19 protein-coding genes are annotated in these 24409 nt (G+C 37.6%); 10 read left to right on the top strand and 9 right to left on the bottom strand.

Annotation, left to right across the window (positions count from 1 at the left end; genetic code table 11):
• The first annotated feature begins 195 nt into the window (after window positions 1–195).
• The 4 genes from I858_RS12455 (at window position 196) to I858_RS12440 (ending at window position 5522) form a co-directional block, all read left to right on the top strand.
• Entirely contained in the window at window positions 196–1872 is a 1677-nt protein-coding gene (locus tag I858_RS12455) for a glycerol-3-phosphate dehydrogenase/oxidase (RefSeq protein WP_049694721.1), read from the top strand.
• Between the two features lie 132 nt (window positions 1873–2004).
• Complete coding sequence (locus I858_RS12450; RefSeq protein WP_049694722.1) at window positions 2005–3096, top strand: threonine aldolase family protein; 1092 nt, start codon at window positions 2005–2007, stop codon at window positions 3094–3096.
• A 113-nt stretch (window positions 3097–3209) separates the two neighbouring features.
• Entirely contained in the window at window positions 3210–3761 is a 552-nt protein-coding gene (locus I858_RS12445; protein ID WP_049694723.1) for a divergent PAP2 family protein, read from the top strand.
• Between the two features lie 309 nt (window positions 3762–4070).
• Window positions 4071–5522 (top strand): trypsin-like peptidase domain-containing protein, encoded by a 1452-nt coding sequence (locus I858_RS12440; protein ID WP_049694724.1) that lies wholly within the window; start codon window positions 4071–4073, stop codon window positions 5520–5522.
• A gap of 57 nt (window positions 5523–5579) precedes the next feature.
• Here I858_RS12440 and I858_RS12435 read toward each other — a convergent pair whose 3' ends face one another.
• The 5 genes from I858_RS12435 to tagD all read right to left on the bottom strand — a co-directional run bounded on the left by I858_RS12435 (window position 5580) and on the right by tagD (window position 10615).
• Window positions 5580–6284 carry a class D sortase gene (locus I858_RS12435; RefSeq protein WP_049694725.1) on the bottom strand — a complete coding sequence of 235 codons (705 nt, stop codon included), beginning with the start codon at window positions 6282–6284 and terminating at the stop codon, window positions 5580–5582.
• Window positions 6281–7474: a processed acidic surface protein gene (locus tag I858_RS12430; protein ID WP_049694726.1), complete on the bottom strand. Its 1194-nt coding sequence runs from the start codon at window positions 7472–7474 to the stop codon at window positions 6281–6283. Before I858_RS12430 ends, I858_RS12435 begins: the two co-directional genes overlap by 4 nt.
• A 195-nt stretch (window positions 7475–7669) precedes the next feature.
• Entirely contained in the window at window positions 7670–8875 is a 1206-nt protein-coding gene (locus I858_RS12425; protein ID WP_239457153.1) for a LysM peptidoglycan-binding domain-containing protein, read from the bottom strand.
• A gap of 181 nt (window positions 8876–9056) precedes the next feature.
• Window positions 9057–10226 (bottom strand): CDP-glycerol glycerophosphotransferase family protein, encoded by a 1170-nt coding sequence (locus I858_RS12420; RefSeq protein WP_049694727.1) that lies wholly within the window; start codon window positions 10224–10226, stop codon window positions 9057–9059.
• Window positions 10223–10615, bottom strand: a complete 393-nt coding sequence (tagD, locus tag I858_RS12415; RefSeq protein ID WP_049694728.1) for a glycerol-3-phosphate cytidylyltransferase — start codon at window positions 10613–10615, stop codon at window positions 10223–10225. The genes I858_RS12420 and tagD overlap by 4 nt, the downstream gene beginning before the upstream one ends.
• 333 nt (window positions 10616–10948) lie before the next feature.
• On the opposite strand from tagD, the gene I858_RS12410 reads away from it, so the two are divergent.
• The 4 genes from I858_RS12410 to tagH all read left to right on the top strand — a co-directional run bounded on the left by I858_RS12410 (window position 10949) and on the right by tagH (window position 16219).
• Entirely contained in the window at window positions 10949–12067 is a 1119-nt protein-coding gene (locus I858_RS12410; protein WP_239457151.1) for a CDP-glycerol glycerophosphotransferase family protein, read from the top strand.
• Window positions 12068–12133: 66 nt separating this feature from the next.
• Window positions 12134–14491, top strand: coding sequence for a CDP-glycerol glycerophosphotransferase family protein (locus I858_RS12405; RefSeq protein ID WP_053221278.1), 2358 nt, complete (start codon window positions 12134–12136; stop codon window positions 14489–14491).
• Window positions 14492–14575: 84 nt separating this feature from the next.
• A complete protein-coding gene (locus I858_RS12400) occupies window positions 14576–15382 on the top strand; it encodes an ABC transporter permease (RefSeq protein WP_049694729.1) in 807 nt (268 codons plus the stop codon).
• A gap of 18 nt (window positions 15383–15400) precedes the next feature.
• Window positions 15401–16219 (top strand): teichoic acids export ABC transporter ATP-binding subunit TagH, encoded by an 819-nt coding sequence (gene tagH / locus I858_RS12395; RefSeq protein ID WP_049694730.1) that lies wholly within the window; start codon window positions 15401–15403, stop codon window positions 16217–16219.
• A gap of 119 nt (window positions 16220–16338) precedes the next feature.
• On the opposite strand, the gene I858_RS12390 is transcribed toward tagH, so the two are convergent.
• Window positions 16339–19494, bottom strand: coding sequence for an efflux RND transporter permease subunit (locus I858_RS12390; protein ID WP_049694731.1), 3156 nt, complete (start codon window positions 19492–19494; stop codon window positions 16339–16341).
• Between the two features lie 18 nt (window positions 19495–19512).
• Window positions 19513–20331: a TetR/AcrR family transcriptional regulator gene (locus I858_RS12385; protein WP_049694732.1), complete on the bottom strand. Its 819-nt coding sequence runs from the start codon at window positions 20329–20331 to the stop codon at window positions 19513–19515.
• Window positions 20332–20565: 234 nt separating this feature from the next.
• Here I858_RS12385 and I858_RS12380 point away from each other — a divergent pair, with 234 nt between their 5' ends.
• Window positions 20566–21084: a GyrI-like domain-containing protein gene (locus tag I858_RS12380; protein ID WP_239457149.1), complete on the top strand. Its 519-nt coding sequence runs from the start codon at window positions 20566–20568 to the stop codon at window positions 21082–21084.
• 473 nt (window positions 21085–21557) lie between these two features.
• Window positions 21558–22088 (top strand): sigma-70 family RNA polymerase sigma factor, encoded by a 531-nt coding sequence (locus I858_RS12370; RefSeq protein ID WP_049694733.1) that lies wholly within the window; start codon window positions 21558–21560, stop codon window positions 22086–22088.
• A 576-nt stretch (window positions 22089–22664) separates the two neighbouring features.
• Here the strand turns inward: I858_RS12370 and uvsE are convergent.
• Together uvsE and I858_RS12360 are read right to left on the bottom strand one after the other, a co-directional pair.
• Window positions 22665–23537: a UV DNA damage repair endonuclease UvsE gene (gene uvsE, locus I858_RS12365; RefSeq protein ID WP_049694734.1), complete on the bottom strand. Its 873-nt coding sequence runs from the start codon at window positions 23535–23537 to the stop codon at window positions 22665–22667.
• A gap of 77 nt (window positions 23538–23614) precedes the next feature.
• Window positions 23615–24373: an NRDE family protein gene (locus I858_RS12360; protein WP_049694735.1), complete on the bottom strand. Its 759-nt coding sequence runs from the start codon at window positions 24371–24373 to the stop codon at window positions 23615–23617.
• Window positions 24374–24409: the final 36 nt, after the last annotated feature.

The following is a 24409-nucleotide window of genomic DNA, read 5'->3' as shown; positions in this document are numbered from 1 at the left end:
TAACGAGAGATATACGGCCGGAGACTTTGAGAGACCAAGCCAGTTTTGCAGAAAAAATTCTGCAGCTGTGCCTGGATCTCTCTTTTTATATGGAAAAATGGGTATACACGTTACAGATCTCTTTTTTCTATCGCTATGACTAGCGAACATTAACCGGTAAGAATCAAATTTAGTATAAAAAGGAGCAATAGACTTATGAAATTTTCTAGTTTAAACAGAAACGAACGTTATACACAAATGAAAAACACGCAATTAGACGTGTTGGTAATCGGTGGCGGAATTACAGGCGCTGGAATTGCGCTTGATGCGACAGTACGGGGCATGAATGTTGCTGTAGTCGAAATGCAAGATTTTGCAGCCGGCACTAGCAGTCGTTCAACAAAATTGGTTCACGGCGGGTTGCGTTACTTAAAGCAATTTGAAGTGAAAATGGTTGCCGAAGTTGGGAAAGAACGCGAAATTGTGTATGAAAATGGACCGCATGTAACAACTCCAGAATGGATGTTGCTGCCATTTTACAAAGGCGGAACTTTTGGTCCGTTAAGTACAAATCTCGGCTTACGCGTGTATGACTTTTTAGCAGGCGTAAAAAAAGATGAACGTCGCAAAATGCTGAGTAAAGAAGAAACTTTGCGCCGCGAACCTTTATTAAAGAAAAAAGGCATTAAAGGCGGCGGTTATTACGTTGAGTACAAAACAGATGATGCCCGCTTAACAATGGAAGTGATGAAAAAGGCTGTTGAAAAAGGCGCAATGGCGATGAACTATGCAAAAGTAAAAAGCTTTATTTACGAAAATGGAAAAACAATCGGCATTCGTGTAGAAGATCAAATTGACGGTACGATTCACGAATTGTTTGCGAAAAAAATCGTCAACGCAGCGGGACCTTGGGTAGATACACTGCGTGACAAAGATCATTCAAAATTCGGGAAAACCTTGCTCTTAACAAAAGGGATTCACTTAGTTTTTGATGGTCGCCGTTTCCCGATGAAACAAGCCATTTATTTTGATATGCCAGACGGTCGAATGGCCTTCGCGATTCCGCGTCAAGGCAAAGTCTACGTAGGGACAACGGATACGGTTTACGATCAAGACATTGCGCATCCAACAATGACAGAAGAAGATCGTGATTATGTATTAAAAGCGGTTGACTTTATGTTCCCTGAAGTGAAAATCACAAAAGAAGATGTTGAATCAAGCTGGGCTGGCTTGCGTCCATTGATTCACGAAGAAGGCAAAGACCCTTCTGAAATTTCACGTAAAGATGAAATTTTTGTTTCAGAATCTGGATTGATTTCAATTGCGGGCGGTAAATTAACAGGCTACCGTAAAATGGGTGAAAGCATTGTCAATTTAGTTGCTGAGCAATTGCAAAAAGAAGAAGGTAGTAAGTATCCGAAGAGCTCCACAAAACGTTTGCCGATTTCTGGTGGCGAAGTAGGCGGCTCGATCGGCTTTGAAGCATTTAGAAAAGACCGTGTTCAACAAGCAAGCGGCATGGGACTGACAGCTGGTGTGATGAATATGCTTGTCAGCCGCTATGGTGCAAACGTCGACAAAGTTCTTCATTTCTACACAGTCGGACAAGATGCTGCAGCAGAAGCTGGACTCGATCCTATCGTTTATGCAATGTTGCGTTATTCAATGGAATACGAATCTGCATACAAACCAATCGACTTCTTTATTCGTCGTACCGGTGCTTTGTTTTTTGATATCCATTGGGTACATGCCCACAAAGAAAAGGTTATTGCTTATATGAGCAAAATGCTCGTGTGGAGCGATGAACAAACAGAAGAATATCGTGCTGAATTAGTTGGCCTACTCGATGAAGCCACTCATCCTGTTGCTGTTTCTTCTCAAAGTTTAAACTAAATAAAGTCAATCCCGTCTATTGTCAACCATGACTGTAGACGGGATTTTTAAATGGAACCCGTGAATACAGCAAGTTCTAAATTCGTGGTATAGTTAGAAAAAATTAGCCTGACTAGTAGAGGAGCCGATCTAATGAACTCGATTGAATTAGTGAAAAGCTACGAAGATACACCGCATCAATTAACAGGACATGGACCTAGAAATATAGCCGTTTTAAAAAATGTCTTCGAGTCAGTAGACGGTACGATCAACAGTGATAAATATGGCAGTGGTCTAGTCATTGAAGGGTTTCAAAAAAAAATGGCAAATTTCTTAGGAAAAGAGGCAGCTGTGTTTTTCCCGAGTGGTACCATGGCACAGCAAATTGCTTTGCGGATTTGGTGTGATGAAAAAGACTGTAAAAAAGTTGCTTACCATCCACTAAGTCACTTAGAAATCAATGAAGAAGACGGGTTGAAAAAATTGCATGGAATTCAGCCGATATTATTAGCAGACAAAGATCGCGTGATTGAACTAGAAGATGTAACGAATATGAAACAAGATATTGCTTGTTTACTGCTGGAATTGCCGCAACGTGAAATTGGTGGGCAATTGCCGAGCTTTCAAACGCTTGTAGAAATTTCGAAATATTGCCGTCAACAAGGCATCAAGCTGCATTTAGATGGCGCACGAATTTTAGAGTGTCTTCCATACTACGAAAAAACAATCAAAGAAATTTGTGTTTTATTTGATTCGGTGTATTTGTCTATGTACAAAGGAATTGGAGGAATCGCAGGAGCTATTTTAGCAGGTGATCACGATTTCGTGGCACAATCAAAAATATGGAAAAGACGGTATGGTGGCGATTTGATTTCGATGTATCCATATATCATGACAGCAGAAAAGTACTTTGCGGAGCGTAAGGATCGTATGGCCGATTATTACGTGCAAGCCAAGGAATTGGCAGCGCTTTTTAATGCGTGTGACGGAATATCTACTATTCCTGAAGTGCCTGTGACGAATATGTTTCATGTTCGTTTTGAAAAGCAAGCACAGGAAATCGCTCCGATACTAGCGCAAGCTCAAGAAATTATGAATGTAGGAGTAGCTGGTTATTTAAACAATGAAGAGCAAGGTTGTTCGTTTGAAATAAGTATTGGTGATCAATACGAGCAGATTCCAAAGCAAAAAGTAAAAGTGCTTTTTGAATGGTTAGACGAAAAATTGAAAACCTTAAATCTGTAAAGTAAAAAACACTCTTTTTTATTCGAATAAACATATTCTATAGTCAAAATGGGTAAAGAAGTATATTGAATGGTAGCGGCAGGTTGCCAAACTGATGACTGGAGGACGAGCAAATGAGAAGAATGAATAGAGGAATGATTACCTCTCTAGGTGCTATCGGCGTGGCACAAGCGCTAAAAATAGTGACACATAAAACCGTAACGGGTGAGTGGGATTGGAGACAAGCCTTTACTACGGGAGGCATGCCAAGTTCTCACTCAGCGGGTGTATCGGCACTTGCAGCCTATGTTGCTGCAAATAAAGGTGCGCGTCATACTGAAACGGCACTTGCGATCATATTTGGTGTCATCGTTATGTACGACGCACAAGGCATTCGTCGTCACACAGGAGAAATTGCGCGATTGGTTAATGAACTAGAAGACAGTTTTGTGAAATTCTCAGGTGAATTTCCAAGCTTTGAATTTGTTCAACGTGAAAAAGAATTGAAAGAATTACTTGGCCATCAGCCTGTGGAAGTTGTAGCAGGCGCAGCGTTTGGTACAGTTCTTGGACTGGTGTCAGCAGCACTCGAAAACCGCGAGCGTGAAATCAAAGAAAAAGAAGTGCTTTCTAAACACCGAGTTTCTCACAACGGACACGGTCGCAGGAAGACGCGTTCTCATTAACAAAACCAGCCATTCCTTTAAAGAATGGCTTTTTCTATGTCTAAATGGGTCTATTCCAATTTGAGCTTTACCTACTGGTGTGAATACGTTTCGATTAGAAGTGCATTAGCTAGCTATTCAAAAAGCAATCATTTTGAGTAATAACCACATGACCAGTCGATATCAAATAACAATAGTTTAACTAGTTAGATTTATTACAAATGGAAAGACTTCATGACAACTTGCAACCCTGAGTAGTTGTTTGACGTTATAAGGTCTATAATGGTAGAAATTAAAGAAATAAATGTTAATTCATCAGGAGGTATAGCCATGACATGTAACAATTGTGGAGCCAAAAATGCAGAAGGCTCAAAGTTCTGTAAAGACTGCGGTCAATCGCTAGTTCAGACGCGTAGCAAAAAACAGAAAAAACGTAAGTTTATCTATGCCATTGTACTGCTTTTAACATTGTTAGGAATCGGTATAGGATCTGCACAGTTGATGAAAGATGATGTAGAAACAGCAGAACCCCCGAAACAAGAGCAGGCAGCTGAAAAAGAACCACAAAAACCAGTAGAACCTGACAAACCGCTTGAATCAGAAGATAAAGATGACGTTATACCAGGTGTGGTTGAGAAAGTTGAAGAACCAGAAGAAACGGTTCCAGCTGAAGAACCAACAGCGGGTACTGTGACAAAAGTAGAAGATGTCGTACCACCTTCTGAACAAGAAGAAAAAGTAGAACCCAAGAAAAAAGAAAAAACAGCTATTATCAAAGAATCACAGCAGAAAGTTTACACCATTTTAACTGAAGGTGGACAAGGATCTGGTTTCTTGTTTTCTGATACGGGAATGGTTGTAACAAACGCGCATGCTGTGGCCGGATTTACGGACGTAGTCGTTCGCAACATAAACGGTCAAGATCATCCGGGAACTGTTGTGGGGATTTCTGGAGAATCCGATATTGCTTTAATACATGTAGACGCATTTGAAGGCATTACGCCGTTACAAGCTGAAATGGAACCAACTGCCGTTGGAACGGAAGTCATCGCTCTGGGTAGCCCAGCTGGTATGGAAAATACAGCAACATTGGGGTATATCACCGGAATCGATCGTGACTTTTACCAAGAATTTACGTATGAAGATATTTATCAAATTGATGCAAAAATTGCACCAGGCAGTAGTGGCGGACCTCTAGTAGATGCTACAACTGGAAAAGTAGTAGGCATCAACTCACTGGTAATTGAAGAAGGCGATTCAATTGGCTTTTCAATTCCTTTGTATTCTATGCATGAACAATTATCAAAATGGGTTTCATCGCCAATGACAACTGTAGAAGTTGCAGAAATCTTTGGCGTCTATGAAGATTTCGATAAATACGAAGATGAAGATTACGAATACGATGTTGATTTAGAAATGAATTTCAACGAAACCAATTTAAGTGAATTTATTGGCGATTTCCGTTATTACTACGAGACAGCATTGAAAGAAGAAGACTTTTTCTATATTCAAAACTTGCTTGTTTATCAAAGTGACATTTATAACGGAATCTCTGAGTACATTACAGATATTTCAGGTAAAGGGATGGCTTTCGACTTTACCAAGCTAGAAATTTCAGGAATCGAGATTTTTGACGATCATGCCATCGTCACGACAGAAGAAGCTTTCAATTTTAAAGACGCAGCGGGCAAAGAATCTCTACAAGAACGCAACAAAACCTATACCATTGTAATGGATGAATATGGTTTTTACTATGTGTCCGACATTGTTATTAACGAATAGAAACTACAAAAATTTAGTTAAATAAAAAAGAAATTCCCGAAATGGGAATTTCTTTTTTTATTCACTAGAAACCAAGTCTGCAACTAAAATATAACGATCTGGGGCATATCCAACATAATCGAAAGGATAGCAAGTAGACACAGTCAAAGTAGCTTTTGGTTTTGGCACAATAACCGTTCTGTCGTCTTCATCAACAATTCGCACATAGCGAACTTTGTAAGTAAAAGTTCCAGCGTGTGTTTTGACGATGAACAAATCACCTTTTCCGACTTGCCCAAGATCACGGAAAACCGTATCGCGATGTCCAGACAAAACCGAATTATCGTTTTCGCCAGGCATTACACTTTGCGCAAAATGCCCTACCCCTTTTTCCAACTCATCTTCGTCTGTACCGTGTATAATCGGCAGACTGGCATCCAGCTTAGGAATGATCAATTCACCCATCCAATCGCCAATGTCAGGCGATTGTGGATAATCAGAAAGAGTCGATTGTTTTGGTGTTTCTATACTTTGACTCTGACTTTCAGTGGCTGGTTCTGGTTTTGCAGCTTTGTCTTCTATTTCAAGAGAGAGATTTTGCTTTTCGGTTTTGCCACTAAAAGCGTTTGCTTCAACGCTTCCAGTTTTGTAAAGCATATACCCTTTTACAAAAGTAGCAGTATTCGTCGTACTGAACCACAAGCCAAAAATAATAAAAATACTAGAGAAAAAAAGAAGAAGTGATTTTTTATATATTCTTTTTTTGTTGTGTGCGTTCTTCATTCATCTACTGTCGCACGAGCGCGACGGAATAGTGCCATACCGATAAAGAGAATTGCTAATCCTACTAGTGTGTTTGTCGCGAAATCTGAAGCTGTTGCAGGCAATTTACCACCTTTTTGCGTTTGGTTTGTTGTTGGTGGAGTAGCAGTAACAGGTTTTTGAACTGCGGGCGGTGTTGTGATGATCGTTTCTACAGTACCTAAGTCTTTTCCTGTATCTACAATCAATTCAGAACCAAACATTTCTGCAGTCAATAAAATATCAGCTAAAAATACGTCTTTAAGGTTGTAGATTTCAATTAACAAATCCGCACCATTAGTTGACTCGAGTGTCATCAATGTTGCCAATGAAACTGGTGTTTTCTGGCCGTCTTTGACAAAGAAATAAGTGGTTCTGATTTCAAGTAAATCAGTCATATCGCTATAAATATCCATCAATTCAGCAATTTGTTCTGCTGTTAACTCATCAGCCGTTTCAAATTCACCGATTGCGATCATGCGATCACTTAGTTGTGTTAGTTTTTGTTCGAAAGCAGGATCTTCAAAGTCAAGTGTATCCATGTGAGCAACTAACTTTTCTACTTCTTCGTCTGTCAAACCAAGTTCAGTGAACAAGCCGCTTAAATCCATATCTAATCCATCTAGTTCTGTATAGAAAAGAAGGGAAGACTCTAAGTCTTCGATAAAGTCATAGTTTGTTAGAGAATCGGATTGCTCTTGCAGAAATGCTTCAAGTTCTTTTTCAGATGCAAATCCGAATCGTTCCATCAATTCTTGAAGGTTTGTCGCATCAATCGGCGTACTCGTAGAGCCATCTAAATAAAATTCAACCGCGTCTTCCACATCTTCCATAAAGATTAAGTACACGCCGTCAAGAACGTCTTCGCCTGATTCGAGGTCGCCATATTCAATCATCAAGCTATTTAATTCAGCGCGGGTCATGTCTAGTTTAGTTAGTAATGCTTCTACACCTTCTTGTGTTAAAGGTGTTCCCAATTCATCGACTGTATAAAATTCATTTAACGACCAGCCTTTGTTTTTAAGGTAGCTTAAATAATCTTGCTTTTCCCATTTAATTTCAGTTAAAAATTGATCGAATTTAGCATCATTCGATTTGATTGCAAATGCAGAAAGCGGAGCTGTACTAAGTAAAAAGACAAAAACTAATAAAAACATGATCAAACGTTTCATTTTCTTCCTCCTGTGTATAAAAATTGGAATATCCATACTATTATAGAATTACTTAAGATTTTATAATATAGGTATATATATTCATATAAAGTGTTTTTTGATGCAATTTTTAAAGCTAAAAAGTATTTTTAGATAAAAAAACGACAAAAAGAGCTGGAAGTTGAATTTCCAGCTCTTTTTATCATCAGTTATGACTTACTTAGGAATGATTAATACTTGCCCAACACGAATGGAATTGACATCTGAAATTTTATTGGCAGCAGCAATTTTTGAAACGGTGGTTTTGTATGTGCGCGCAATGCTATAAAGTGTATCTCCTGATTTTACTGTATATTTTACCGTCGTTGCAGGTGGAGGTGTCGATTTCCCAGGAATTTTTAATACTTGGCCGACACTGATTAAATTATAATTGGTAATGTTGTTGGCTTTAGCCAATGCTGAAACGGTAACTTTGTAAGTTCGTGCAATGCTGTAAAGTGTGTCTCCAGCTTTCACTGTGTATTTAGCAGAAGGAGCAGGAGGCGTTACAGGTGGCGACGGTGTTTTTCCAGGAATCGTTAGCACTTGACCAACACGAATCAAATTGTAATTAGTAATGTTGTTTGCTTTGGCCAATGCTTTAACTGTGACATTATACTTTTTAGCGATGCTGTAAAGCGTATCTCCAGACTTTACCGTGTACTTGCTGCCACTCACAGGTGCTGAAGGCAAGTTCAATATTTCAGATACCGTTACAAACTTATAGCCTTTTGCTTTTAACTTACTAATCATGTTTGGCAAAGCACCGGGAGTTCCAGATGCTCCTGCACCTGTATGCATTAAAACGATAGAGCCAGGCACGATGTTGTTCAGAACTTTATTGGTAATTTGTGTAGAAGAAACACCTTTCCAATCGACCGTATCAATATTCCATTGAATGGTATGTGTATATCCCGCGTCGCCAACAGCTTTTAATGAAGCTGAATTAGATACGCCAAAAGGAGCTCTAAAAATAGGCTTTGTTGTTTTTTTTGTTATATCTTTAATGGTTGACTCTGTTGTAGCAAGTTCGCTTTTTATCTTAGCTGCAGAAATTTTTGTGAAATCAGGATGTGAATACGAGTGGTTTCCAATTTGATGCCCTTTATTATTAATGTTTTTAATCCAAGATGGATGGTTTTTGGCACCGGATCCCGTTAAGAAGAAAGTAGCTTTTACACCATTTGCAGACAGAATGTCTAAAATTTTGTTGATATTTGTGCCATCTGAACCGTCGTCGAAGGTAAGTGCGACGACTTTACTATTTGTATTCGCTTTTGTAACGTACGTAGAGCTTGCTGCATGCGACGGACTAGAGAAAGATAACACGGTGAACAAGACTAATAATAAAGCGGCTGAAATTTTCATCCATTTAGAATACACCTTTCTCACCCCTTTGTTTTTTTTCGCTGCGTGTATATTAGCGTATGTATGGGAGAGAATCGTCTTTACCTACAATATACCACAACTAAAAGTAAAAATCCTATTTTTAAACTGAATATTCAGATATAATGGTAAGCCGTAAAAAATCCGTTCATTCCTCTACAGAATGAACGGATTGCTTTTATAAATCTGTTGGATCGTAAATAACTGTAATAAGCTGATTTGTACTTTGACCTGTCGAGTACGTATTCCAATGACTGCAAAATTGTTCGATTTTATGATCATCGATTTCTGGATTCAGAATTTCGTTTATTACTTCATTGGTCGATTTTACGATAGGGCCAGGAAAGTACAAGTTGCTTTCTGCCCAAATTCCTTGCGTTTTTGCATATTCTTCGAGGTCATACGTAAAGAAAATCATTTTCTTGCCAAGCAACGAATATTCTACAGGAATAGAAGAATAATCTGTGATTAAAACATCACTGACAACTAACAACTCACTGAGGTGTGGATAATCATTTACTAACAATACACGGGAATGTTTTTTGAGATTCGTAACTTCTTGAACAGAAGGATGAAGTCTAATCAACAATACGTATTCATCATTCAATTTTTCTAAAAGTTCGTCTATATTTAGTTGAATTTCCATACGACTTAATGCGTTTTTTCGGAATGTAGGTGCGTACAAAATAACCTTTTTTCCTACAATAGCGGGATACTTGCTTTGCAGGTTAGCATGTGCAATGTCTTTAGCAACCGAGTCAAAATAAAAATCGGTTTGAGGAACACCCGTATAGATAAAATGACTTTGATCAACGTGAAAAGATGTAGAAAAAATATCGGCCATTTGTTGCGAGCCAACAGGGATATACTGAAAACGATCATACACTTGTTGAAAACGTAGTTTTGCGCGCTCACTTCGTCCAGCTGTTTCCGGGTCACTCCAACCAAATTTCTTGATTGCTCCAGCTGCATGCCACAACTGAATACATTTAACTTTTTGTCGAAATTTAATAACGGAAAGAACGCCTGCGTAATTATCAACAAAGACATATTTTGATGTAGCTAAGTGGTAGATCGATAAAAACGTATCCACGATATTGGACGTTTCAAAGCTATAAATCTTTTTGTTGTCAGTAGGAATCCGTGCAAAATCAATTTTACATTTACTTTGGTTAATGAAGATCAGTGAATGATGTTGTGTTTTGGAAAGCTCTTTTGCAATGAAAAACGCGTTATCACCAAAAGAAGAAAGAAATACTGTTTTATTTCTTAATGGGAAAAGCTTAAACAGCGCAAATAAAATATTAAACAAGAAGAGATAAATGGATATGCCTAGTTCTTTAATCATTTGCTATTATAAAGGTCTGTTTTGATTTTGGTGGTTGAAATACCTTCTGTGCGCGGCAAGTAAAGAACTTCGCAATAATCCATCAGTTCATCAAACTTGTTTTCCCAGTCTGAACCCATTACGAAAAGCTCTACCTGATTATTGGTAATATCCGCCACTTTTTGACCCCAATTATGTTCAGGAATTACTTCATCCACATACTTTATCGCTTCTAGTATCAGCTTTCGTTCTTCGTAAGAGTGATAGGCAGCTTTGCCTTTAATGGCATTAAACTCATCAGAAGATAAACCAACAATTAAATAATCACCATTTTCTTTTGCTCGTTTCAAAATATTTATATGACCATGATGAATCAAGTCAAAGGTTCCATAAGTTATTACTTTCTTCATGTATATCTTCACTCCAAGAATGCTTATTTTCGATTTTTTACAATACGCTATAACATCATCTTATATGTTATCATGTGTAATAGCTATTGAAAATATGGGTTAAGTATGTGTCATTAGACGCTTTTAAAGAAGAAAAGTTGCTTTTTTAATATATGTATATTGCGCTTTATTGTAGTATAAAATAAAAAGTGGCAAGATACTATTCTTTGCAGTAAATTCTTATCCGAGCTACATACTTCAGAAAGAAGATAGGTGAATTGCTTGAGTTTGATTCAGAAGATTAAAAGACTTAAAAACAGCAGCTATACGAGAAGACTTTTTCGTGCAGTATTCGTGATTCTAGGAAAGCTTCCTAAAAAGAAAAACCTTGTGGTATTTGAAAGTTTTCACGCAAAACAATTTAGTGACAATCCTCGTGCGATCTACGAATATATGAAGGAACATTATCCACGTCATAACTTGTTATGGAGTGTGGATAAAAGTGCAGTCAAACTCTTTGAAGAATTTAGACTTCCGTATATCCAGAGATTTACATTAAAGTGGTTTTGGACCTTTCCTAGAGCACAGTACTGGGTCAACAACGTTCGGTTGCCTCGGTGGATGCCAAAACCAAAAGGAACAGTGTATTTACAAACGTGGCACGGAACGCCTCTGAAAAAACTTGGGCTTGATATTGAGGAAGTTCATATGCCTAACACAGAAACCGGTTCATACAAAAAGAATTTTATTTTAGAATCTGAGAAATGGGATTATTTAATTTCTCCAAATCCATATTCTACAGAGATTTTTAAGCGTGCTTTCCATTATAATGGAAAAGTCATTGAATCAGGATATCCTCGCAACGATGTGTTGACCAACTACTCAGCTACGTTAATCAGTAATCTCAAAAAAGAGTTAGGCATTGCTGAAGAAAAAAAAATCATGCTTTACGCGCCTACTTGGAGAGACAATGAGTTTTATCAAAAAGGAAAATACAAGTTTGAGTTTCAATTTGATTTACAAAACTGGAAAAAAGAATTTGGCGATGAATGGGTACTTTTGTCACGTATGCATTATTTAGTTGCTGAAAACTTTGATTTCTCGGCCTATGAAGGAATGGTCTACGATGTATCAAGCTACCCTGATATCCGAGATTTATACTTAGCATCGGATTTACTGATTACGGACTATTCATCTGTCTTTTTTGACTACGCTATTTTAAATCGTCCGGTTATTTTCTTTATGTATGACCTAGAAAACTACCGTGACCAGTTACGTGGGTTTTATATCGATATTGAAAATGATGCGCCAGGGCCGATCGTACAAACAGAACAAGAATTGTTTCAAGCGATTCATGTATTGAAAGACTCCAATATTCAGCTAGATGCAAAATTTACTGAGTTTAAAAATCGATTCTCGTCTCTTGAAGATGGGCATGCGACTCAGCGAGTAGTAAAAGCTTTTTTAAAGTAAAATTAAACACAGTCCATATTTGATTTTAAAGATTGAATAAATACAATTGAAAAAGAAGGTATAACAGTGGAAATATTTAATTCTAAATTACAGATAGTTAAAGAATCTTTAGCAGAAATTTCTTTTTTTATGTTAGAAACGGAAGGCGTTTATGCATTACAACTTTCGAAGTTAGAACAAACACCAATCGAAGTTGGTGTTTATGAAGCAGAGGATCAAGTTTTGTTTGTAAATCAACTTTTAGAAGAATGTATTATTGGATATGTACAAAACGATAAAATATATATAACTAAGTTTAATCATGGAGATAGCGCTGATTTTTATATAAGTAAAAACTCAATGGTATTGAACTTCGAGATATATTCAGAGTTGCTGATTTTTAAACAAACAGGTGACACAACATTTTCGATGTATGATCATACCGGAAATTATATCGACAGTATTCATGATTTAGCAACATTTGGAAAAACTTCTCATGTCACTCAAATTGACTTAGGGCTAACAACCGTAGAGTACAGGTTTTTGAATATCGGAAAAATCAATTGTGGTCAATTTTATATGTTTGTTATTTATGATTTATTTAGAAAAGAGCTTGTTACACAAAAAGTTATTTTCACTGTACTTTTAAATAAGCCGAACTTGGACTTTAACTTGTCAAGTCCAACTTCACTGGACTTTCAATTAGAAGATATAGAAAAAAATATAAATTTAAAGAAATTAGCTGGAAAAAGCGTCAAAATTGCAGATAAAACAAAACTAGAAAAGTATCGCAATAAACATTTGTTAGGTGTTTTAAAAGTAAATGGTATTAAATATTATTTACACAACAGAACCAAAGGTATTTACATGACCCAAGGGAGACCTACGAAAATTTCAAGCTTTCATCCAAATCTTAAAGTTAAATTTTTAGGTAAAAATTTGTACATTTTCGGAAGGAATACCCATTACGCCTACAAAGCAAGCGGTGTTTATGATTATTTGTATGTTGGGACTGAAGGGTCTCCGCTTACTAAGTTTGTTCGTCCACTCAACTTTAAACTTGTTCGAAGATACGGCTTTTTCAAAATACCAATTGCAAGTTTGAATGTCAATAATCGTATTCATACAAATTTATACCTCGGTGATCAACATACAGTTTTGCACAATTTGAAATTAAATGTTCGACCAAAAAGAAAGAAAACATTGGATTTTAAATTAGTTGATGACCAAGTGAATATTGTAAGGACTAATTTGCGTGGAGATGTAACTTCCACAATTTTATCAAAATCTGAAGAATATACTTTTATAAATAGAAACTTAATTTTTATTGCTCATGCTCTTTCTAAATGGCTTCCACGAAAAAAAGAAAATATCAATTTGTATTTTGAAAAGAAAAGCATGAAAGCCGATGAATCTGGAATTAGAGTTTTTGAACAAGTTATGAAAGAATCGGATTTACAATCTAAAAATTTTTTCATTTTAAGCAAAGATGCGGAAAACTATAAAGCGCTAAAAAACCAGTATAAAAGAGCAATTGTCAGTAAGTTTAGTTTTAAACATTATTATTTGATTTTCAGAGCTTCAAATCTTATTTCTAGTGAATTATCAAATCACTTATTAAACGATCGCTTGTATATCGATGTTATTCGAGAAAAAATCAACTCCATTCCATTAACATTTCTTCAGCATGGAATTATGTTTGCCAAACCAGTTGATAATCCAATGGCTTTTGGTTTCCATAAAGACAAAAATGTTTTTAATATGCGCAAATCTGTTATTAGTTCAGAGCTTGAGGCAGGGGAATTTTACAAAATGGGTTATGATAGAGAGGATTTAATTCTGACAGGACTGGCAACTTTCGATCATGCTAAGCTTAATGAAGATGCTGATAAAATTGCATTCATGCCTACTTACCGATATTGGGAAGAAGGTTTGATTTACAGAGGATTAATTGAGCAAACTACTTACTATACTCAAATTATTCGAGTTATTGAAGCTTTTGAAAAAAATGGTTTACTTGATAGATTGCTAATTGTTCCACATAATAAGTTTTCTGAGCACATTTATGAGAATATGCAAGAGTACCAACATATCATTAGTAATAATCCATCAGAAGCATTGAAAAACTCTGTTGTTTTTATAACTGACTATTCTTCTGCGATTTACGATGCAACGTTTAGAGGTGCATATCCAATTTTTTATTGGGAAGAAAAAGAGTATTTAATCAATCAATACAAAGCCATTCCACCAGTAAATGATGAGAATGCACCAGGTGCTGTTATTTATGATCTTGATGATTTGATAGAAAAAGTCAAAGATGTCATCGCTCAAAATTACAAAGTAGAAGATGAAATTATGGAAAAATTCCAGCAAATTAATACGTTTATGGACAGAAAAAATATACTTCGGATTGTAGAATCTCTTAAACAAGATCGTATTTTGTAGTTATTCAGCAAGCTTTTCAGAAGCTTTATTAGCACTACTAGAAGCTTTTGTAAGTGTTTAGAGAAAAGTTAGTGAGGAATCAAAATGAAATCAGCGATAACAGTAATAAAAGAGCAAGTTAAATTTTCTTATTTGATCAGACGATTGTCGATTTACGAATTGCGAAGTTTAACTAGAGGAAATTATTTAGGTGCAGCTTGGGAGATTATAAACCCAGCTATTCAAATTTTAATTTATTGGTTTGTTTTCGGATTCGGAATTAGGCAAAGAGCAGACGTGGGTGATATTCCGTATTTTCAATGGATGTTTGCGGGAATTCTTGTATGGTTTTTAATTAATAATAGTGTAATGAAATCTACTAAGTCGATCTATAGCAAAATTAGGATGCTCGCCAAAATGAACTTCCCCATGAGTGTCATACCAAACTATACAATTTTTGCGCAATTGTATCCTCATCTGGTGTTATTGACGATCGGTACGATTGTATTGCAGTTTATCGGTTTTCCGATTTCAATTTATTATTTACAACTGCCTATCTATATCGTTGGGTTATTAATGTTTCTATTCAGCTTGTCTCTTATCACTTCGACGTTGGCGACGATTATTAGAGATGTTCAGATGCTTATGCAATCCATCATGCGTATGTTGTTATATTTATCACCCATATTATGGCCGCCAACTTCATTACCAGATTCATGGCAAGTATTTTTGAAAATTAATCCGTTCTATTACGTCATTGAAGGCTATCGTTATTCCTTACTCGGGGAAGGTTGGTATTTCCTTGAAAATCCAACGTATACCTTATACTTTATAGGAGTATTGGCAATAACATTTCTTGTTGGATCTTATCTTCATGTAAAATTCAGAAGTCAGTTTATTGACTTTTTATAAAAATTGGATGTGAAATCTTTGGGTAATTCAGTCGAAGTAAAGAATGTCTCTAAGCGCTATAAACTCTATAAAAAGCAGTCTGAACGAATTTTGGATTTGCTTGTTCCCTATAAAGATTATGGGGAAGATTTCTTTGCTTTACAGAATGTTTCGTTCACTGTCGAAGAAGGTTCAATTGTTGGATTGGTGGGCATTAACGGCTCAGGTAAATCGACGTTAGCGAACATTATTGCAGGTGTTATTCCCGCAACAACGGGACATGTTACGAGTAACGGAAATGTTGCTTTAATTGCAGTGAACGCAGGTCTTGATGGGAAACTTTCAGGACGCGAAAACATCGAACTTAAATTGCTGATGCTTGGTTTTTCTCAAAAAGAAATTTCTGAAATGGAAGATGAGATAATCGATTTTGCAGAACTAGAAAAGTTTATCGATCAACCGGTTAAAACGTATTCCAGTGGAATGAAATCACGTTTAGGCTTTTCTATTTCGGTTCGTGTGAATCCCGATATTTTGATTGTGGATGAAGCTCTGTCGGTAGGCGACAAAGCCTTTTCAGAAAAAAGTTTAGACAAGATGATGGAATTTAAGGAAAAAGGTAAAACGATGTTTTTTGTCAGTCATTCGATCTCGCAAATGAAAAAATTCTGTGATCATATTTTGTGGCTGGAGTTTGGTGTGGTCAAAGAATACGGTCCTACAAAAGAAGTCATTAACAAATACGAAACGTTTTTACAAGAGTATAAAGCATTATCGAAAACAGATAAAAAGAAATACCGACTGAGCGCTCTCAATCGTCAATCTAAAAAAAATGAAAAACCTGTAGAAATCCTCTAGGATTTCTACAGGTTTTGTTATGCGGTCTAGCTTTCTTAGAAATGTGTCCATCGAAGCGCGGTTCAGCAAATAGTAGATAAAAAAACAGGCAACTCGTATGTGAGTTGCCTGTTTTTTATTTAGTTTCGTTGTTTTTTACGGAATTTCGCGACTACTTCATAAACAATAGGTACAATGACCAATGTGAGCAAAGTAGAACTGATTAATCCACCGATCACGGTAATACCGAGACCTTGTGAAATTAATCCGCCGCCTCCACCTTCTGCTCCAATCGCAAGTGGAATTAATGCACCGATTGTTGCGAGTGCTGTCATTAAGATTGGGCGTAGACGTGTCACGCCACCTTCGAGAAGCGCTTCGCGTGTAGTTAAACCAGCCTTTTCCATGTGGATAACACGGTCAATTAACACGATGGCATTTGTCACAACGATACCAATCAACATCAATACACCGATCAACGCGTTGACACTCAAGGCTTCTCCTGTAATCCATAATGCCACTAGTACACCAATAACCGTAAATGGTAGCGAGAACAAAATAGAGAACGGAGCGAGTGCACCACCGAATGTGACAACCAGTACGAAGTACACGATGGCAATCGCTGCAAGCATGGCTAAGCCAAGCTGTGTGAATGATTCATTGATTTGTTCAGTAACACCGCCTTGATCTGTTGTTACACCTGCTGGCAAATCAAGGTTTGCTATTTTTTTATCAATTTCAGTAGTGATTTCAGCTGCATTGTTGCCAACAACATCTGCAGTTAGCGAAGCAAACATTTGGCCGTCTCTACGATTGATGGTATCAGGCGATTTGCCTTCTTCTACTGTCATTACTTCCCCGACAGTTACCGTTGTTCCAAGTGCTGTTGGGATTTCTACAGCTGTTACGTCATCAATTCCTGCGTATTCGGTTTCTTCTGTTTCAATGTACACGTCAATATTTTTGTCTTCATATTTGACTGTTGTTAAAACAGGCGCTTCGCCGACGCTGCTCAGCGCCATGCCGATTTGAGCTGCGGTCAAACCACTTTCGCTCAAGCTTTGCTGATTTGCGACTAATGTATATTGGTCGTAAGCATCAGTCAGGCTAGATTCAGTGTTTTCCAACTCACCATGGTCTTCCATGATTGGTTGAATTTGATCGATTGCAGATTGAATGTCTTCTATATTATCTCCGTAAACGAATAATTCTAGACCGCTTGCACCCATTGCGGCAAAGTCTAAACTTGCCCATTCGCCAGATTCAGTAGAGCTATTTAACTCTTCGATTAACTTGTTGCTTTCATCGCTAAATGCATCAAATTCATCGTCGTATTCAATGTAGAACAATGCGGAATTATCTCCGCCTCCGCCCATTGCGGTCAAGGGATTTCCTCCACCCAGTGAGTACTGGTATGATGTGACTCCATCACGGCCATCAATAGCTTGTTCTGCATTCGATGCAATGGCTTCCACATCTTCGCGTGTTTGACCAGGTTCTGGACTGTACGTTGCCATGACCATTTTCTGTTCATCTTCAGGCAAGAAGCTAACGCCAATTACCGGTATTAAGAATAAACTGGCTACAAGAACGATAGATGCCCCACCAAACGTGATGAGTTTATGGTTTAATGCCCATTCTAATATTCGTTTGTAACTTGTCGCCATTTTGCCCGGCTTATGCTCTTTTTGTGTAGATTTAGGCAAGTCCATCTTGTTTAATTGCTTGCGGTACATCAAATGCGCCATCATGGGAACGATGGTTACAGCTACGAGTAACGAAGCTGAAAGTGCAAAGACAACTGCTAAAGCAAAAGGTAAGAATAATTCGCCGATTTGTCCGCTAACGAGTGCAAGCGGTAAGAATACGGCAATGGTTACAATAGTAGATGAAAAAATCGGTAAGAACATTTGAAGCGTTGCTTCGCGAATCAAGTCTTTGCCGCGTAATTTTTCATCAGGCAAAGCCATGCGCCGATAGATGTTTTCAATCACAACAATCGAGTCATCAATCACACGACCAATCGCGACAGTTAAAGCACCAAGTGTCATAATATTTAGCGTAATATCCAATTGATTTAACAAGAAAATCGCCATTAATAATGATAACGGAATCGAGATGATCGAAATCAACGTGGTTTTAAAGCTGCGTAAGAATAGCAAAATAATAACTACAGCAAATAAAATACCGAACAACGCTTTGCTGAGCATGGTTTCTACCGATTGTTCAATCGGCTCGCCTTGGTCAAATGTAGATGCTACAGTCAAACCGTATTCATCTTCCATATCTTTTACAATTTCTTTCACACCGTTTACAACTTCAACAGTGTTTGCATCTGGTGATTTAACAATCGAAATTCCGATCGACTCTTCACCGTTTGTGCGTGAAATCGATTCCGCTTTACTAACAACTTCAATTTCAGCCAGGTCGCTTAATGCGACAGTTGGAATTGCAGTTGGTGCAGCTGCAGGTGGTTGTGCTTGAGCGCTGTTTTCTGCATCTGCTGGTGCTCCTTGACCTTGCGTAGCGCCTGGTTCAGCTGGTACAGCTTGAGGAACGGCCGGAATTTGTAGGTTTTTCAAATCATCAACAGTGGTGACGTCGCCGTCAATAACTAAGTTTTTTAGTTCTCCATCAAAGTTTGTTAATCCTAAAGGAAACGTTAAATTCGAGCCTTGGATAATTTGTTGGATGGTTTCTTCTGTTAATCCATATTGGGCTAACGCTTTGTTATTAAATTTCATCGTTACTTTTTGTACACGCTGTCCAGAAACTTGTGCATCCGATAAACCTGTGACACCTTCAAGAGCAGGGATCACGTTTTTTTCAACATTCGCAGTAAGTTCTTCTAATGTACTATCAGGGTCACTAACGCTTAGAGATAGAACAGGAAAAGCATCTAAACTAAGACGCGAAACTTGAGGTTCGTTTGCTGCCTCAGGAATGGTAACTTGGGATAAAGCATCTTCTAATTCTCTTGTTGCTTCGTCCATATCGACTTCAAAATCATATTGAACTTGAATCGTAGAAGCATTTGCCATCGAGGTAGAAGTCGTCAGTTCAACGCCATTCATATTTTGAATGCGTTGTTCCATTGGAATGGTCACTTCGTCCATAATTTCATCTGGTGCTGCCCCGGGATAAGTAGTAACTACGGTTACAGCTGGTAATGTAATGCTTGGAATAGATTCTTGTTTCATTGTTAAGCCTGCGTAAAGACCTGCAACCACAACCATTACTGTTAAAATCCAAATTGCAAACTTATTGTTTAATGAAAAATCAATCATTTTTTTCACGTTTTTGTCTCCTTTGTATTAAATAAATTTCTCAAGATAAATGACTTCATTTTTAATAGAAGGAAACTGTTTCATGTAAACGAGTAAAGCTTCGATTAAAAATGCTTCTGCATCTTTTTTTGCAATTTCCTTTTTTAACAAATCGAGTGAAGCCAATAGTTTTTCAGTGTGCTCTTCAGAGGCGTTCATTTTTTCATAAACGTGATTGAATGCTTCTTCACGTGTTGAAATTTGAGCACGAGCTTTGGTTAAAACTGGCTCCATATTTTTTAAATTATCTACAACGGCATCAATCGCAGACGTGATAAAATTGACGATTTTTGGAATGGGCACTTGTTTTTCTTCAAAGACTAGCGCAAAAATGTATTGCTGCATCAATCCTTCAAGCATGGCCACTAAATCAGGTAAGAATAACTTAATGTCTAATCCATAAGTATCTAGTAAAATGGTTTTATGTAGTGTCACGGTCGACTGTCTCAATTCTATAAACACAGCTTTGAGTTGATCGCTTTCAGCAAGTGTGAAATCTTTAAACACCATCATAAAAAATTCGTGATTCGAAAGTGTTCTCTCGATTTCAATTGCTAACTTCTGTTTGAAAACATCCTTGTTATCAGCATCGAAATTGGATGTTGAATTCAAAATTTCTGCCATAATTGCTTGGTGGTGTTGCTTTAAAATTTCAATAAAAAGGCTTTCTTTCGATTCAAAATGTTTGTAAAAAGCCCCCTTAGAAATTTCGGCAGCATGCACTATTTCTTGTACAGAGCTTTGGTGAAACCCTCTTATCGAAAACAGATGTACAGCTTGCTTCATTATTTCTTTTTTTTTGTCCATTCAAGCCCTCCTAAACCAAACGGTCACTTAAAGTGACCAATCAGTCAACTTTTCTAGATTATCGCTTTAAATAGAGAAAGTCAATTTAGAGCCCTCATATTTTGTCGCAGTTTGAAGATCTTAATTAGTCAGTTTAAACAGCATTTTTTCAAAAGTGATTGAGCAGTCTATGCAGTCGGGTATAGATAAATATGAGAGTAAACTCGATTTTCAGATAGAAAGGTGTGTTGGATTGTGCATAAGCATATTGGTGAACCGATTGTTAAAAAGCGATTAGAACAGCCTTATGTCGGTATTCCTATAGTTGCAACTGTATCAGAACAGGATCGCGTTAATAGCCTGATAGCAGAGTTAGTTGATTGGTTAAAGACAAAAGAAATTAAGCCAGCAGGAAGACCGTTTTTTCGCTACTGGTGTGCGGAAGGTTTGGAAAAAAAGTACAAAATGGAAGTAGCTGTACCAGTCATGAGGATGGTAACAGGAGACGCACGCGTAGTAGGCAGTTGTATACCAGGAGGTTGCTATGTTACTGCAATTCATAAAGGTCACCCCGATGATGTAGAAAAGTCACTCAACGCACTAGAACAATGGGCATTGAGAGAAGAGCTGAATATCGACAAACGTTGGGAAGGAGAGGCTGAAATTTGGAATGGGCGTTTTGAGTTTTTTGTGCCAATTTCTAAAGAAGCATCTGATTGGAACAAGTGGGCAATTGAAATTGCGTTTCTACTAACACCAGACGATGCAGCTTAACTAAGAAAGACATCTCTTTGTGCACTGGATGTTTCCAATGCACAAAGAGGTGTCTTTGGTTTGCCGTTAAGACTTATTTTTTTCACAAACGTTGGAATAGTAGTAAATCATTTCATACATGCGACTACGTTGCTTTTGCAGAATTCCAATCAATATATGGATTTCTTGTCTTTTTCAAAAAATTTTCTACAAACAACACCGATCGATCAAGTAAATTCTTTTCGCAACCCTTCACTAGTAAAAGCTCTCCTTTCTCATCACATAAAAATTTTACCACCTTCAACTTTATACGACAGTATTTTTTGGAGAATATACATTATTCAGATTATATTGTGCCGAATGCAATTTATTTAGCTCTTTGAAACAAAATTTTTCATGAAGGCAAACTGCATAATGGTCCAGTGGCTCTACTTAATTTTTTCTCTTATTCTGAATGTACCCGGGAATCCACGAACGTTCAGAAGGAAACACTCATGAAAAATTTTGAAGATGTAGCGATTCAATATGCACCTATGATTTCGGCACTTATTCGAAAGCTCCATATATATCGTGATTTTGATGCTTTTCGTCAAACAGGCAATATTGCTTTATGGCAGGCATGGCAACGCTTTGAAGACGAGAAAGGGAATTTTACGCCGTTTGCCTACCAAAGTATTCGAGGAGCCATGCTTGATGAGTTAAAAAGAGAAACCAAAAGAAATGAACAGTTAATTCCTAAAGAGTACGACGTACAAGAAAAGTTCGCTGAAGAACTCAATGACAGCTTGCCTGAATGGTTGCACATGTGCCGATTGACGGTACAAGAAAAACAATTACTAGAAGCTCTTTATGTGCAAGGTTGCACATTGACTGAACTAGCTAAGCATGAAAACATATCACTTGCTGGAATGAAAAAGCGACGTGAACGATTATTGAAAAAGTTGAGACACATAACTCCGCATCCTTTCCAAACGTATGATGTGAATACTGCTAACCGTTCAATAGAATCGTACGAGGAAATATAGTAGGTGATAATTGAGTGGAATCGGTATGATAGTCGCGTATCGCATTGTTGGTTAACTGAACGGTGAGATTTCTGAAGCAACTACAACCAACTAAACCAGCAACCTCTCTTTAGAGTGCTGGTTTAGTTCAGACTGTAGAAAGTATCCTAAAAAGGAATAACCGTGTAAAAATCCAACCGGTCCGCCCACTTCGCTTTCCGGTGGGCTCAGCTTCAGCCTCCTCGTCACTGACGTGCCTGCGAGGTCTTCAGCTTTCGCTGTCCCACGGGAGTCTTCGTGGCCGGACTGGTTGGAAACGTGCAGCTTTAATCGAAATAAGCAGTCTGCTAGTTTGGTTCCATTAAAAAGAGCTCAATATGCAAGGTGTTCAGGCCACTTCAGCATCCAGAGCGTCAAGGTGGCGACAGGGAGAGAGGTGCTCCTGCATCGCTGCGCTAGCTTCGTCCGCTGAAAGCATCCGTCTGGAGCGCAAGATCTAGCCCGAATACGATAAAATAACTATAACTATTATGAATATTCTTTTGTCTACAAGCTAAAACTAAACCAGCAACCTCTCTTTAGAGGTTGCTGGTTTAGTTATTTGTTTATTAATTGGTGAACAAACGGAAGAACAGATTGTTCTTTTAGTTTGGCTTCAAACATAACATCAACATCAATTCCTTTTAATACGAGCAACAGTTCTTGAAAATCTATTTCAGAAACCAAATTATGATGACGAAGGTCGGTAAAACCTTCTTTTCCTGTACTAATATGGACTTTCGGTGTTCCAAATCCTTTCCAAGTTTTAAGGATTTCAGCAAAGTCCACCGGCTCACCATCATTATTGCAATTGTGGTGATGAATATCAAAGCAAATCGGAACGCCACATAGTTGATGGACAGCTAAAACATCTCTGACTGTGTACGTTTTGTCATCATTTTCTAAACGAAGTCGTTGGCGGATACTAGGAGATAGCTGTAAGTAAACTTCAGCAAATCTTTGCTTTGCAGTATCTTTATCGCCATATGCACCTCCAGTATGAAGAATAATGTCTGTGCCGCTTAGCAATTGAATTAACTTATCATGGTATTCAAGGTCTTCAATCGACTTTCGAACAACGTCAGGTTTGGGTGAATTGATGACTGTATATTGACCTGGGTGAACGGATATTCGCATTGCGTGCTTTTCGACAAAAGAGCGTATTTCTTTTGTTATGGCGAGTACATCTGGGTCTTCCCACCAAATCCAGTCGTTTATGGGATGTGTTGAAAGCGGAACGATAGAACTAGACGCGCGATAAAAATAAATGTCATGTGCTAAATTCCACTGGATGACGTCAAGCGTCGTTTGAAAGTTTTTTAAGGTTAGTTCTTTTATCTTTTCAATGCCTTCAATTTCTGCAGTTGCTACACGCAAAGTTCTAAAAACTGTTTTTAGTTCGGTATTCATGCAGGCATAGCCTAATCTCATACAAGTTCAACTCCTTGTTTTTCTATACCCCTTGAATCCTATTGGCAGTCCTTTTTTAACACAACTAATTAAAAAGATTAGTCAATCTTAAATGTAAACACTTTATCTTCTTTGAAAAGTCCGTTTTCAAAATTGCGCTCAGCAAAAGTAAGTGTATTGTCGTGAGAAATTAAAACGACAGTTGCAGAACGAGTACCGTAATCAGGTGTTTTGATAAACATAGGAGACAACATTCTTTCCAAATCTAACCCAACTCCTGTATCCGGAAGATGAGAATCAGGAGCATAATCAGTATTTGACAAGATTGAGAAAATTTCTTCTACATCTACTTTTTCTGTCTGTGCCATATAAAGAGCCAGTTTTTCTTTTCCTTTAATTACTTTTGGCCACGGCGTATTCAAAAAGTGGTTGCTAAGCCCATGTATGCCTGGAGGGATTTCGTAGGATTCGTTTTGGATATTGTTGTAGTAAATGAGTTTCGTTGAATCACCAATTATCAGGTTAAATCCCGCATATAAATCAGGATCGATTGATTTTATATATTCTTCAGGAGATTTTGTAGAAGTTAAAAAGTTTTTAACAACAGCTCCTCTAGAAAGTTGTGCTGTTTCTAAATTAGTAGCATCTCGAAAGTTTGTTAATGCGGCAATGCGTCCTTTTTTAGTCACGCCTAGCCAAGTGCCCATTTGTGTTAAGTCACGACCCGCTAATACAGTAGGTTCATCTTTCCAAAATTCAGCAGCTGCAGCAGGGCGACTATAAAACTCATCGCGATTTGCGGCAATAACCATTTTATAAGTAGGGTGTTGGCGAAATTGTAAATTGACTAAGCACATATAGAATCCCCTTTTTGATTCATTATATACAATAGT

The sequence above is a fragment of the Planococcus versutus genome, from assembly GCF_001186155.3.
Lineage (GTDB): Bacteria > Bacillota > Bacilli > Bacillales_A > Planococcaceae > Planococcus > Planococcus versutus.
This window is presented reverse-complemented; position numbering and strand designations above follow the sequence as displayed.